The organism is Bacteroides luti (assembly GCF_900128905.1).
GTDB lineage: Bacteria > Bacteroidota > Bacteroidia > Bacteroidales > Bacteroidaceae > Bacteroides > Bacteroides luti.
Genome location: NZ_FQTV01000001.1, coordinates 41311 through 55148, shown reverse-complemented (window position 1 = coordinate 55148; position 13838 = coordinate 41311). Strand labels below are relative to the sequence as shown.

Below are 13838 nucleotides of genomic sequence, written 5' to 3'. Positions count from 1 at the left end.
TTTATCATATTTGTCTGATAGCATTAACCTTATGCTCCATTTGTTCTTTCTGACCTGGTTTATTATCAAAAGTAGCAGTACAATAAATACGTTTGGTACATTCTTCTAATATAGCATTAGCCTTCGAGATTACCGACAGACATTCATCCATCGTATCACATTCTACAATAGTGCCCATTGAAGTCAGCTGACTTTTGCAAGGCAAAGCGTCAATCATTTCAATAACCTTCTTTACGTAAAGGCTCACATGTTCTCCCTTATCCATGGGAAAAATAGCGAAATTCATTACTACAGACATAGCTCAATTATTTATTGGTTAATATTGGGTAAATATCGCAATTATATTCTTACTTTTGTTGTATTCAGCATGCTAAAAATGAGTGATATGAATAAATCAATTCCCTCAACAGAAGACCTCGAGAAAAAGGTATTCAGAATTGCACAAAATTCCATTATTACAGATAAAATCATTAATGACCTTATCAATAGCAATTATGGTAATCTTGATCCTTTCGAATCATTGGTGGTTTATTACCGATCTACTATTGTAGACGACACTACTTTTCTGGAAAACTATATTGAAGGGGTAATTGAACTGGCTTTTGATAAGCTAAGCGATAAAGAGAAATATATATTCTATAACAGCCCCTACGGAATAATTGACGAATTTGAATGTTTTGACACAGGAGAAAACAGTGTAATCTGCTCCAGCGAATGGCAGGTTGCCGAAAGACTTATCGCTAACTTTAAAGAATACGTAGGGTTCTACGAAAATGAACATATCAGGTTCTATCAGTATAACGGTTATGTATAGATACCAAAAGTAGCTTAAGGACAGAGGAATCATTCAAAGTATGTCTCGTAAAGGTAACTGTCTGGACAATGCAATGATGGAAAATTTCTTTGGATTAATGAAGAATGAACTGCTTTATATTAATAAATTCAGTTCCATCGAAGACTTTGAAGAAGAACTAAGAAAATATATTTGGTGGTATAACAATAAAAGAATTAAGCTTAGATTAAAAGGTATGAGCCCGGTACAATACCGAGCTCACACAAATATAAATTAATTATTAAAAGCCTAGCTTTTAGGGGCACTTCAAAGTTTCATATAAGCCCTTTATATAGAATTATATCGGAAAAGCGGCTATTCTGATCCGTTATTCTATCTCCTGATATCTTTCATCTCAATCATTTTATTTTTCTTGAATACCATTCCCAAATTTTATCAAGTGCTTTGGGAGAGAAGGTCTCTTCTATCGCTCCATACTCGGCAGGCATTCCCGTTTTGCATTCCTGAAAAAGATGATTCAACGGATATATGCTGGTAGTTTCAACATTTCTGTTTCCACCTTTATTCAAAGCTCTCATTATTCCATCCAGATTCTCTTCTGCGCGAACTTGTCTGTCTTTCGTTCCATTCAAAGCTAATACAGGGCATTTGACCTTCACTAAATAATCGGCCGGATTGGTAAGCAAGAAAGAACGGAACCAGGGATCCATAAAATGGTTAATCATACTATTAATGAAGATATCTCCCTGTTTTGTGTCAAATTTAAGAATAGAACAAATATCCTGTTCCTTTTCCTTATAAAACTTCTGTAACTGAGAACGGGCACTTTCTCCGGGAAATTGACGCAATATATCGGCACTTCCTTTATGGATCTTTGCCAATGATTGCTTAGCTTCTTCTGAATAAGAGTCTCCAAGTAAATCTTCACCTTGTTGAATCAGAATCTTTTCACCAGATAAACCCGGTCCGGCCAATAAAACAATAAAGGCAATCTTCTTATCGGTGGAAGCAACCATTGGAGCAATAATACCTCCTTCGCTATGCCCCATCAATCCGATCTTCTTTTTATTGATATCTTTTCGTGTTCTTAGATAAGCTACTGCAGCCTCAACATCTTTAGCAAAATCGGCAGATGTAGCGCCTTTATATACACCACCCGACTTTCCAAATCCACGGTCATCAAAGCGTAATACAGCTATGCCTTTACGGGTTAGGTAATCGGCTATAATCCAGAAAGGTTTATGATCAAATATCTCTTCATCACGATTCTCGGCTCCACTGCCTGTAATCATCACTACAGCTGGATACTTGCTATTCACTTTTCCCTTTGGAAAGGTCAACGTTCCTGCTAACGAAATACCATCTTTTGCATTTAAGAACGTTACATCCTCTACGTTATAAGGAAACGGTGCCTTTGGTTCCTGTGGACGATTTCTTTTTAGCACTCCTTTTTCAAGATCTAAAGGGAATGACATGCCCATCTGTTTAAAAGTTCCTTTTAAGGACTTACCATCCCATTTACCCGAATATTCAGCTTGTAGCGGAGTTAAGGTAACGTTTAGCAATGAATCTTTAAACGTAACACTTGTTATTGGAATTCCTTTTGCCGACTGATCCGGACTATCCATAGTTCCTGTATACAAACCATTATTACAATTAAAATGAAAAACTAAAGTCAGTTTGGTTCCCCGAACTTCAAGTATGCCATTCCAATCTCCAGCTATTTCCTGTGCACAGACGCTAAGAGAATTCCATACTAACAAAAAAAGGAATAAGGTTCTTGTCTTCATAATATTACGTTTTTTTCTGAAATATAAAATTACAAAATCTTTTTGAAATTATAATCATCTAATCTTTAAATAGTTACCCAAATAAAAACAGTCAATCTCTTTTTAGGGAAATTCCTATTAAAGATTGGGGAATATCTTTAGCCAATAGAATTTTCTCATCTTATTTTTGCCACATAACAAAACAGACCAGATATTAAACTAAAAAAATTAAGCGTTATGAAAAAGATAATTTTATCATTAGTTGCCATTATAATGGTATCAGTGAGTTCAGCTTGTATGGCTTCCAATAAGGGAGGACATCATCACAAAGGTAATCGCACAGAAGTTATTGTGATACACGAGAACAATAGAGGCAGAGGTCATTATATCCGCCATGACAAAAGAAGATATGACGGTTACAGGAATGAAAGGTTTTGCCAGGAAAGAGATCATAGAGTTAAATGCAGAAAGCATAGATATGATAACAGATGCTATGATTGCAGACATCATCATCACAATAAAGATGCTGTAGTAGCAGGTGCAGTTCTTGGAACAGCAGCTCTCGTTCTAATGAATTCCGGTCATTAAAAATCACCAGTAAAAGTAGGGATCACTAGTAAAAGTACCGGGGTGATGCATATATGGTAGCAAACCTAAACAAAAAGACTTGATATTCTACAACTCAAATTTTAATATAAATCTGCGGTTAACGATTCGTTCTACATCGTTACCGCAGATTTTTTTCTGATTAAACATATTAATTACTTATAGAAAGAGAAGAAGTACAAAGTCTATGTTATCACTAAGGCATTATGTGCTTATCAGAAAGCAATGAGCTAGAGTACAAGTCATTTTTACCAAAAGAACATTGAACAATTCCCTAAATTATGGCCTAAAGCACAAAGTATTTGTTCTCATAAAAGCTTTAAGTACTTACCAGAGAGCAATGGGCTGGAGTAAATTCAAAAATTATTTACCCAGCCTCAGCTCCCAAACATCAGTGATTATTTCTTTATCCAAAACAGATATCAGAAGCTTCGAATGCTTACCAGAGAGAGCTATGAGCTGGAGCAAACTAAAAAATATCATAAAAGAAAACCTTACCACGTTAAGTTTCCAACCATCAATGATTATTTCTTTATCCGATAACAGATAAGAGTATCAATCGGCGTGTTATTCAGGGTGGTTATCTGAACAAACATATCGGGCCTTTTAAACTCGAATCGGGTTTTTAGCTTTGCTTGCTCAGGGTCTGAGGAATCTTTAAAAGGAACCGCTTCACATATTTTATTTGAAGTAAACCGCGATACAAAGACCATTGGATGAGATCCTTTATAAATCTCGGTTTCAATAAATGTATCGGTGCTTTTATCATATACATTTAGAACTTTGGCTTCCACGACTGTTTTCTTCTTCACCAAAACCTTGAAGTTACCTTCAATTTTGCTATTGGAGTATTTTCCTGTCCACACAAAAGTACTGTCCTTACTTAGCTTACCTTTCCACGTTCCGGCAAATTGTTTAAACAGTTTTATCTGATTAAGATCTCTTTTCTTGTTATCATTTACAGTCTTTTCTACCGTTGATTCTACTCCGTATAGAATCTGCCATCTTACATCAATCCGTTTAAAGACGAAAAATATAACTCCCTGATCTACCTGAATGTAATGTCCGTCTTTATAATCTGTACGACTATTTATCTTTGCCGTATACAGCACTGTTGAATTATCAAGAATCTCATATTTCTCGTCCAGTATATTAAATTTCTGCCCTTCCTGAGTTTTAAAGAGAGGCTTGAATATAGAAATACAATCTTCGTAGGTTAAAACATTGCCATTATAAATGTATCTGAATTTAGGAGAATAGTTCATTGTTTTCATTACCAGACTAAAATCGGTTTGCTCACAGCCTACAAAGAACATATTCACTATCTTCTTTACCTCTTTCTTTATTATGCCTTTCTCGGCTTCTGAGACAGTTTTATCCTTGCTTGTGCAGGAAAATAAAGTGGTAACAAATAATATACAGAATAGAAGTTTTGTTTTCATAGTTTCCTGATTTATTAAGGGTTATGCTAACAAAGATATCATTTAGATGGAATAATAATGTATTAATATCAGAATCTTTTCACTTTAACAAACAGAAAGGTTGGTTGGTTTTATCTGTGAGCTTAATTATGCAATCCATAAAAGTATAAAACGCAAAAAAGGCTCCTTTTACAGAGCCTCTTTGCATTTTATATAAGTGAGCTAACTAGCTTAGAATTTATTTTGTAACATCTGAAATAAACTTTCCAATTAGTTCAAGTGCTTGTGGAGAGAAAGTCTGCTCAATACTAGCATACTCGGTAGTCATCCCTGTTTTACACTCCTGAAACATGTGATTCAATCCTATAATACTCATTGTCTGGAAATTCTTGTTTCCGGCTATTTTAAGCGCTTTCCTTATTTCAGTAAGATTGATATCTGCATTAACCTGTCTGTCTTTTGTGCCATTCAAAGCCAGAACCGGACAATGTACTTTAGTGAGATACGTTACGGGATCTAAGCTAAGGAAACAGCGAGACCATGGATCCATAAATTGTTTTATCATTCCATTAACATAATCCTGCTGATGATCTACCGGAACTTTCTGGTAAGCAAACACACTGTCTTTATTGTCTTTAAAGTACTTCTCTAACTCTGCACGAGCAGATTCTCCAGGATATTGAGAGAGAATCTTAAAGCAATCAGCCGGAACTTTAACCAATTTCTCCTTTTCAGCTTCAGGCATAGAATCGCCGGCCAAGTCTTTAGTTTGCTGTATTATGATCTTATCTCCCGAAACACCGGGTCCGGCAAGCAATACAATGAAAGATATATTCTTATCGGTAGAAGCAACTATCGGAGCTATTATACCTCCCTCGCTATGCCCTACCAATCCAATCTTCTTCTTGTTGATTTCTGTTCTGCCTTGCAGATAATTAACGGCAGCCTGTACATCGGTAGCAAAATCGGTTGTTGTAGCTCCTTTAAAAGCACCTCCGGATTTTCCTGTACCTCTGTCGTCGAAGCGTAAAACAGCTATACCATGGCGGGTAAGATAGTCGGCAATAACAAGAAATGATTTATGCCCGAAGAGCTCTTCATCACGATTCTGTGGACCACTGCCTGTAATTAATACCACTGCCGGATATGTACCCTTTTCTTTTGGATAAGTAAGCGTTCCCGCAAAGGTAATACCAGCTTTATCATTCTTGAAAGTCACCTCTTCAGCTTTGTAAGGAAAAGGAGCTTTCGGTTCCTGCGGACGGTTTACCACAATTTCTCCGGCTTCTAGATCAAGCGGTAGAGTCATTCCAGCTTGCTTAAATGTACCTTTTATGGTTTTTCCATCCCATTTACCGGAATAATCAATCATCATGGAGGTTATCTGCGCATTAACCAGAGAGTCCTTGAAAGAAACGCTTGACAAGGGTATTCCTTTTGCTGATTGATCCGGACTATCTAAAGTACCTTTATACGCACCGTTATCGTTTTTAAAATGGAATACCAAGTGCAACTTCGTCCCCTGAACGTTAAGTGCTCCATTCCAATCGCCTACTATGTCCTGAGCAAAAGCGCCTAAAGAACAGAATATAAATAAAAACGAAATAATTCCTTTTCTCATATAAGTAGATTTATAATTTAATTGAATACGAAGATAAAACAAAGAATAAAAATATGAATCATTTTTACAATAAAAATATTCTAATCATTGATAATTTCCATATTAGGGAAATTCCTATAAAACATTGGGGATTATCTCTGCAAAGGATATTCTCCTCGCTATATATTTGCTGCATAACAAAAAACTAGATTACTAATTCACTAAAACGAGTATTTATGAAGAAGATTTTTTTATCATTAGTTGCCATTATAATGGTATCAATGAGCTCAGTTGCTATGGCAGGACACGGATATGGACACCGCCACAAAGTTGCAAGAACAGAAGTTATTATAAGTTATGAAAACGGAAGAGATTGTGATCGCCACGATTACTACAGAGGTGACAGAGACTGTGATCGCTATACATATAGAGATAACAGAAGGTATGATGATTACAGAGACTTGCGTGAAGAAAGAGAACGCGAAATGAGATACAGAGAAGATCAATGCAGAAGAGAAAGATACGAACGCAGATGCCATCACCACAATGATGGTGCTAAGGTAGCCGGAGCAATCTTAGGAGCTGCTGGTCTTATCTTACTTGCTACTCATTAATATTTTTCCAGACTAAACTACAACTAAACCATGTGCGGCAAACAATGTATGGTCCTCATATAGTTTGCCGCATTTAATTATTCTGCATTTGTTAGCAACAGAGTAATAAACAAAAGAAAGAAATCTGATATTTATTTCCAGAAAGAGAAGAAGTGATGAACCGGACCATGCCCCTTTCCTATCCCATAATCGGCTCCATGCAATATAGCCTGAGTCATATATTCCTTTGCCTTTCTCACCGATTCATCCAAAGAGAAGCCATGAGCTAGAAAAGAAGCTAAGGCTGAGGATAATGTACATCCTGTTCCATGTGTATTCTGCGATGCTATTCTCAACGCTTTTAGCTCAAGAATCTCTCTCGTCTCTGCATTGTAAAAGATATCAGTAAGCTCGTTATCGGATAGATGTCCCGCTTTTAGCAGCACCGAAATCGTATTATTGCACGAAAGACTCTTTATCACCGCCAGCATATCTTCCTTGCTTCCTATTTTCTGCCCAGATAAAACCTCAGCTTCTGGTATATTCGGAGTGATGATTCTTGTTAGCGGAATTAACTCATGTTGTAAAGTGCGGACTGCTTCCTGCTTTAGTAAATCATTACCTGCCGTGGCAACCATCACCGGATCGAGCACAATGTTACGGATATTATAGGGAGCTAACGCTTCCTTCACCGCCATTATCAGTTCTGAAGAGTGAAGCATTCCTATCTTTACGGCATCGGCACCAATGTCACTAAGAACAGATTCTATTTGTCCTCTCACGAAAGTGGCAGGTACGGGATGTACTCCTTTTACCTCAAAAGTATTCTCGTCTACTACAGCCGTTATGGCCGACATGGCATAGCATCCGCAGGCCGATATTGTTTTTATATCTGCCTGAATACCTGCTCCTCCACTTGGATCACTTCCAGCAATGGTTAATACTCTCTTATATTGTTTCGACATACTTTTTAGGTTCAAATTTCCTTCATTATCCACATTCCACGATATAATTCACTACGACTTTGACGAAGTTATTCTTCAGATTTCTTTCATCATCCATATTCCACAGTAGCAATGCCCACTATTTCCCATTGGAGCATCGAGGTACGAAAATCCCATTCTTTCGTACAAACCAACCGCTCCGCTTAGCTCGTCCATACTTTCAAGATAGACTTTAGAGTAACCGGCTTCTTTGGCATAATCCAGGCATTTGTCTATTAGCTGTTTGCCAATTCCCTTTCCTCTTGTTTCGGGAAGCAGATAGAGTTTCACCAGCTCTGCCGTATCTGGCGGTAAACCTTTTGTAGGATAAATACCTCCGCCACCAAGCACTTTATTGTTTTCCTCGTCCCAAACCACAAAGTATGTGCTTTTGTCGGCTTTAAAGATTTCACTTAAATAGTTTATCTCATCATCATAATAGACTGTACCCGGATGATTGGCACCAAACTCCTCCAATGTTTTGCGAATAATATTTGCCAAAGCTTTATTATCCTCTTCCTTAATATTTCTGATTACCATAAAACTACACCATTTGATTGATTATAAATAAGAAACAGCCTATTGAAATAGCTATTAATTTACCGCAAAAGTAGTCGATTTATTTTTAGATTATCACTATTCCAAGCAATTCTTAAAATAAAAATAACAGAAAACTGTAGGATTATTCATTCTTTTTTTAGTTACTTTGCAGCCGTAAAGACAAAGGGGTGCCCCATGGAGGGCTGAGATTATACCCGTTGAACCTGATGCAGTTAGTACTGCCGTAGGAATTGTTGCAAAGCTTATTTATTATTTCTTTCCTCACCGCACGCTTTTGTATTTACGCATTTACATATCCTTAAAAAACGTAAGTATGAAAGTTCAAGTAAACAACAAGGAGACAGAGCTTCAATCGCAGTCTTCAATCAAGCAAATGGCTTTATCAATGAATCTTCCCTCGGCGGGTGTGGCAATTGCCGTGAACAACAAAATGGTTCCACGCACAGAATGGGATCAGTTCATCCTGAACGAGAATGATCAGATTGTGATAATCAAAGCTGCTTGTGGAGGATGAATGCTATAAAATTTCAATTCATCACCCATTTCACCGAACGATATTCTTATTTTGATTCTGCCAGACTGGCTCTTGAAGGCGGTTGTCGATGGATTCAGCTACGCATGAAGGATGCACCTGCCGAAGTTGTTGAGGCTGAGGCTGTCCGCATAATGCAATTATGCAAGGAATACGGGGCTACTTTCATTATTGACGACCATGTGGAGTTGGTGAAAAAACTGGGAGCAGATGGAGTGCATCTGGGTAAGAACGATATGCCCATTGCCAATGCCAGAAAAATTCTTGGTAAGAACTTCATTATTGGCGGAACAGCAAATACGTTTGATGATGTATGCATGCACGTGAATTCGGGAGCCGATTACATTGGTATGGGACCTTTCAGGTACACAACCACCAAGAAGAACCTTAGTCCGGTACTGGGTTTGCAGGGGTACAAAGGTATACTAGGCCAGATGGCAGCAAAGGGAATATCAGTACCTGTTGTAGCTATTGGCGGTATTACGGCTGATGACATAGAAGATGTGATGCAGACCGGCGTATCGGGTATCGCACTCTCGGGTACTATCCTGAGGGCAACAGATCCGGTGAGTGAAACCAGGCAGATTCTTCAAAAAATAGACAACAGTAACACTTATTAGAGACTGATAGAGAGCTTGCATCTACTTCTTAATTCGAGCATTTCCTGCCCAAAGGCCACGGAAAGGAAAGCATTCACCGTAGATTACAGAACTTCTTTCTATCAGACAACAACGAATAAACAAGAATAAAAATGGAAAAATTAATAATTGCAGGAAGAGAATTCAGTTCCCGCCTGTTTCTGGGAACAGGAAAATTCAATTCTAACAAGATAATGGAAGAAGCTATCCTGGCTTCTGAAAGTGAAATGGTAACTGTAGCCATGAAACGTATTGACCTGGATAATCAGGAAGATGATATGCTGAACCACATAAAGCACCCTAATATTCAGCTATTGCCAAATACATCGGGCGTTAGAAATGCAGAGGAAGCTGTATTCGCAGCTCAGATGGCACGAGAGGCATTCGGAACAAACTGGCTGAAGCTGGAAATTCATCCCGATCCACGTTATTTATTGCCCGATTCTGTGGAAACACTCAAGGCTACCGAAGAGCTTGTAAAGCTTGGCTTTGTGGTGTTACCTTATTGTCAGGCAGACCCAGTGCTTTGCAAGCAACTTGAAGAGGCAGGTGCTGCTACGGTTATGCCGTTGGGTGCTCCTATCGGTACCAATAAAGGGTTGCAGACCAAGGACTTTATCCGCATTATTATAGAACAAGCCGGGATTCCTGTAGTTGTAGATGCAGGTATTGGCGCACCAAGTCATGCTGCTGAGGCTATGGAAATGGGTGCTTCGGCAGTACTTGTAAATACTGCAATAGCGGTTGCCGGTAATCCGGTGGAGATGGCCAAAGCATTCAAGCTAGCAGTGGAAGCCGGACGAATGGCTTACGAAGCCCAACTAGCTACAACAGGTATTAAAGCCCAGGCAAGCAGTCCGCTAACCAGCTTTTTAAATGTATAATAACGCAAGATTCCCAATTATGAAAAGTGAAATAACAAGAACTCCTTTCCCTAATTCCGAAAAAATATACGTGGAGGGTGTAATTCATCCTATCAAGGTTGCCATGCGCAAAGTGAAACTGACCGATACTGTGAAGATGGTAAACGGTGAAAGGGTTTTCCATAAGAATGACGACGTGGTGATTTACGATACCAGCGGCCCGTTTACGGATCTTTCCGTGCAAATAGATCTGCAGAAAGGGTTACCCAGACTTCGCGAATCGTGGATTAAAGAGCGCGGAGACGTGGAGCAACTCTCGGACATTAGCTCTGAATACGGAAGAATGCGCCGTGCGGACAAAAGTCTGGACGCTTTACGATTCGAGCATATTGCATTACCTTACAGGGCAAAGGCCGGAAAGCAAATTTCTCAGATGTATTATGCCAAACAAGGCGTTATTACTCCGGAAATGGAGTACGTAGCTATCCGTGAGAACCAGAATAATGCAGAGTTGGGCATAGAATCGCACATCACGCCTGAGTTTGTTCGCCGTGAGGTTGCCGAAGGACGGGCTGTGATTCCGGCTAACATCAACCATCCTGAGGCTGAACCTATGATTATCGGGAAGAATTTCCTCGTGAAGATAAACACAAACATTGGAAACTCGGCCACATCTTCGGGCATTGAAGAGGAAGTGGAGAAGGCTGTATGGTCTTGCCGCTGGGGTGGAGATACGTTGATGGACCTTTCTACGGGAGCAAACATTCACGAAACACGCGAATGGATTATCCGCAACTGTCCGGTTCCTGTTGGTACCGTACCAATTTATCAGGCTTTGGAAAAGGTAGATGGCAAGGTGGAAGACCTTACCTGGGAGATTTACAAGGATACGCTGATTGAGCAATGTGAACAAGGAGTTGACTACTTTACAATCCATGCCGGAATCAGGCTTCACAACGTACATCTATCTCAAAAGCGCCTCACTGGAATCGTTTCCCGTGGTGGTTCCATCATGTCTAAATGGTGCCTCGTTCACAATCAGGAGAGCTTCCTTTATGATCATTTCGATGATATCTGCGAGATTCTTGCTCAATATGATGTGGCGATTTCACTGGGTGATGGTCTCCGTCCGGGAAGCATTCACGATGCCAACGATGAGGCTCAGTTTGCTGAACTAGATACACTGGGAGAGTTAGTGCAACGTGCATGGAAGTACAACGTACAAGCCTTTATTGAAGGTCCGGGACATGTGCCTATGCACAAGATCAAAGAGAATATGGAACGACAGATTTCTGCCTGCCACGAAGCACCTTTCTACACGCTCGGCCCATTGACAACCGACATCGCTCCCGGTTATGACCATATAACCAGTGCCATTGGCGGAGCACAGATTGCCTGGCTAGGTACAGCAATGCTTTGCTACGTTACGCCGAAAGAGCATCTGGGATTGCCCGACAAAGAAGACGTGCGCGTGGGTGTGATTACCTACAAGATTGCAGCACATGCCGCCGATCTGGCCAAAGGTCACCCCGGAGCACAGGTGCGCGATAATGCGCTGAGCAAGGCTCGTTACGACTTCCGTTGGAAAGACCAGTTCAATCTTTCGCTTGATCCCGAGCGTGCATTGGAGTACTTCAAACAAGGAGCTCACGAAGATGGTGAATACTGCACTATGTGCGGCCCTAACTTCTGCGCCATGCGCCTGTCTCACGACCTGAATGCTTGTGCAAAATAATCCATTCGGGAATGGTTAAAAATATCTTGTACAAAAGATTGTTTTCTTCTGTACAAAACAATTAATTCTTCTGTACAAAAGATTGCATTCTTTTGTACAGGCTACAAAAAATATAAAAGGAAATGTTTTCAGATGAATTAGCTAAAATTTCATGGGAAGACTCTACAAGAGCCATTTATTCCAAAACATCCACCGATGTGGAACGTGCGCTTGGCAAAGAACACTTAGATGTGAACGATTTCATGGCGTTGATTTCTCCGGCCGCCGAACCATACCTGGAGGTGATGGCTCAGCTGAGTCGCCAATATACCTTACAGCGTTTTGGCAAAACCATATCCATGTTTGTGCCGCTCTACATAACCAACTCATGTACCAACCATTGCATCTACTGCGGATTCCAGCACAATAACCCCATTGCCCGTGTTATTCTTACGGAAGAGGAAATTGTGAACGAGTACAAAGCAATCAAAAAGCTGGCTCCGTTTGAGAATCTACTGCTTGTTACGGGAGAGAATCCGGTAGCCGCAGGAGTTCCGTATATAGAAAGAGCTCTTCAGCTTGCCAAACCTTATTTCTCCAATCTTCAGATAGAGGTTATGCCACTCAAAGCTGAGGAGTATGAACGCCTCACGCACTCGGGCCTCAACGGTGTTATCTGTTTCCAAGAGACATACAACAAGGCAAACTACAACATTTACCATCCGAAAGGAATGAAATCGAAGTTCGACTGGAGGGTAAACGGATTCGATCGTATGGGACAAGCCGGAGTTCATAAAATTGGTATGGGCGTGTTGATTGGTCTTGAGGAATGGCGTACGGATGTTACCATGATGGCTCACCACTTAAGGTATCTGCAAAAGAATTACTGGAAGACAAAGTACAGCCTAAACTTCCCAAGAATGCGTCCTTCGGAGGGCCATTTTCAGCCCAATGTGGTTATGAGCGACAGGGAATTGGCACAGCTCACTTTTGCTTTCCGTATCTTCGATCATGATGTGGACATCTCCTACTCAACCCGTGAGAGTGCAGAAATGCGCAATAACATGGCAACCCTTGGAGTAACTACAATGAGTGCCGAAAGCAAGACTGAACCGGGAGGTTACTACACCTATCCGCAGGCATTAGAGCAGTTTGCCATCAATGATAGTCGCACAGCCATACAAGTTGAAAAGGACTTGAAACGGATAGGCCGTGAACCGGTATGGAAGGACTGGGATCAGGCATTTGATAGATAATTATAATTCTGTATTATGTAACTTGATGGATTAACTATTTTAATTCCTATAAGCAGTGAACGAGAAATTACAACTATATATGTAACCCAATGAACTCATCCCTAATCTTCCTTAAAACAAGGAAAATTAGGGAGAGTTCATTATTTGTACAAACAATGAATCGAGCAATGAGCTAGGCCGGAAAAGCTAAGTTTCCTGATATATTTTGGAATATAGCTAGACTATAGTTTGATAGATAATAAAGTACATAAAGATAAGATGCAACGAATTAAGCAGGGAATCTTTAAATACCTGGAAAAGCAGATTATCTGCCAAATAACAAATAGCCCTATTTATATGAACAAGAGATAATGGGCAAGACTATACATTCCGAAATATTAAGGGAGAGATAGATTTTGTCATTTTATAAATAGCCCTATATATTAAAGGCAAGATATAACAGACTGAGATAATCTTACTGAGATATTGAGGAAATAGAGATTTTACAGCTTTACAGATTGTCCAATTTA

14 protein-coding genes, 1 pseudogene and 1 riboswitch are annotated in these 13838 nt (G+C 39.7%); of the genes and pseudogenes, 9 read left to right on the top strand and 6 right to left on the bottom strand.

The genetic code is table 11. From position 1 onward, the window contains the following. Nucleotides 1-4: 4 nt before the first annotated feature. Nucleotides 5-298 (bottom strand): thiamine-binding protein, encoded by a 294-nt coding sequence (locus BUC21_RS00245; RefSeq protein WP_073398511.1) that lies wholly within the window; start codon nt 296-298, stop codon nt 5-7. Between the two features lie 87 nt (nt 299-385). Here BUC21_RS00245 and BUC21_RS00240 point away from each other — a divergent pair, with 87 nt between their 5' ends. After that, the gene (locus tag BUC21_RS00240; RefSeq protein WP_139261163.1) at nt 386-814 is read left to right on the top strand and encodes a hypothetical protein; all 429 of its coding nucleotides are present in this window, start codon (nt 386-388) and stop codon (nt 812-814) included. 13 nt (nt 815-827) lie between these two features. Continuing rightward, nucleotides 828-1070, top strand: a pseudogene (locus BUC21_RS00235) (IS3 family transposase); the annotation flags it as partial. 121 nt (nt 1071-1191) lie between these two features. On the opposite strand, the gene BUC21_RS00230 reads toward BUC21_RS00235, so the two are convergent. After that, the gene (locus BUC21_RS00230; protein WP_073398507.1) at nt 1192-2583 is read right to left on the bottom strand and encodes an alpha/beta hydrolase family protein; all 1392 of its coding nucleotides are present in this window, start codon (nt 2581-2583) and stop codon (nt 1192-1194) included. Between the two features lie 216 nt (nt 2584-2799). Between BUC21_RS00230 and BUC21_RS16250 the strand changes: the two genes are divergently transcribed. Next, complete coding sequence (locus tag BUC21_RS16250) at nt 2800-3150, top strand: hypothetical protein (RefSeq protein ID WP_139261161.1); 351 nt, start codon at nt 2800-2802, stop codon at nt 3148-3150. Nucleotides 3151-3692: 542 nt separating this feature from the next. Here BUC21_RS16250 and BUC21_RS00225 read toward each other — a convergent pair. Further along, nucleotides 3693-4610, bottom strand: coding sequence for a nuclear transport factor 2 family protein (locus BUC21_RS00225; protein WP_073398505.1), 918 nt, complete (start codon nt 4608-4610; stop codon nt 3693-3695). 217 nt (nt 4611-4827) lie between these two features. Beyond that, the gene (locus BUC21_RS00220) at nt 4828-6210 is read right to left on the bottom strand and encodes an alpha/beta hydrolase family protein (RefSeq protein ID WP_073398503.1); all 1383 of its coding nucleotides are present in this window, start codon (nt 6208-6210) and stop codon (nt 4828-4830) included. A gap of 215 nt (nt 6211-6425) precedes the next feature. Here BUC21_RS00220 and BUC21_RS00215 point away from each other — a divergent pair, with 215 nt between their 5' ends. Continuing rightward, nucleotides 6426-6803 (top strand): hypothetical protein, encoded by a 378-nt coding sequence (locus tag BUC21_RS00215; protein ID WP_139261159.1) that lies wholly within the window; start codon nt 6426-6428, stop codon nt 6801-6803. Between the two features lie 131 nt (nt 6804-6934). Here BUC21_RS00215 and thiD read toward each other — a convergent pair whose 3' ends face one another. Together thiD and BUC21_RS00205 are read right to left on the bottom strand one after the other, a co-directional pair. Continuing rightward, nucleotides 6935-7747 carry a bifunctional hydroxymethylpyrimidine kinase/phosphomethylpyrimidine kinase gene (thiD, locus tag BUC21_RS00210; RefSeq protein WP_073398499.1) on the bottom strand — a complete coding sequence of 271 codons (813 nt, stop codon included), beginning with the start codon at nt 7745-7747 and terminating at the stop codon, nt 6935-6937. A 75-nt stretch (nt 7748-7822) separates the two neighbouring features. Next, nucleotides 7823-8305 carry a GNAT family N-acetyltransferase gene (locus BUC21_RS00205; RefSeq protein ID WP_073398497.1) on the bottom strand — a complete coding sequence of 161 codons (483 nt, stop codon included), beginning with the start codon at nt 8303-8305 and terminating at the stop codon, nt 7823-7825. A gap of 174 nt (nt 8306-8479) precedes the next feature. Continuing rightward, a riboswitch (TPP riboswitch) is annotated at nt 8480-8573 on the top strand. Nucleotides 8574-8639: 66 nt separating this feature from the next. On the opposite strand from BUC21_RS00205, the gene thiS reads away from it, so the two are divergent. The 5 genes from thiS (at nt 8640) to thiH (ending at nt 13329) form a co-directional block, all read left to right on the top strand. Beyond that, nucleotides 8640-8840: a sulfur carrier protein ThiS gene (thiS, locus tag BUC21_RS00200; protein ID WP_073398496.1), complete on the top strand. Its 201-nt coding sequence runs from the start codon at nt 8640-8642 to the stop codon at nt 8838-8840. Then, a complete protein-coding gene (locus BUC21_RS00195) occupies nt 8837-9478 on the top strand; it encodes a thiamine phosphate synthase (RefSeq protein ID WP_073398495.1) in 642 nt (213 codons plus the stop codon). Before thiS ends, BUC21_RS00195 begins: the two co-directional genes overlap by 4 nt. A 131-nt stretch (nt 9479-9609) precedes the next feature. After that, a complete protein-coding gene (locus tag BUC21_RS00190) occupies nt 9610-10380 on the top strand; it encodes a thiazole synthase (protein ID WP_073398494.1) in 771 nt (256 codons plus the stop codon). 19 nt (nt 10381-10399) lie between these two features. Next, nucleotides 10400-12094 carry a phosphomethylpyrimidine synthase ThiC gene (gene thiC, locus BUC21_RS00185; protein ID WP_073398802.1) on the top strand — a complete coding sequence of 565 codons (1695 nt, stop codon included), beginning with the start codon at nt 10400-10402 and terminating at the stop codon, nt 12092-12094. 122 nt (nt 12095-12216) lie between these two features. Beyond that, entirely contained in the window at nt 12217-13329 is a 1113-nt protein-coding gene (gene thiH / locus BUC21_RS00180; protein ID WP_073398493.1) for a 2-iminoacetate synthase ThiH, read from the top strand. Nucleotides 13330-13838 lie beyond the last annotated feature (509 nt).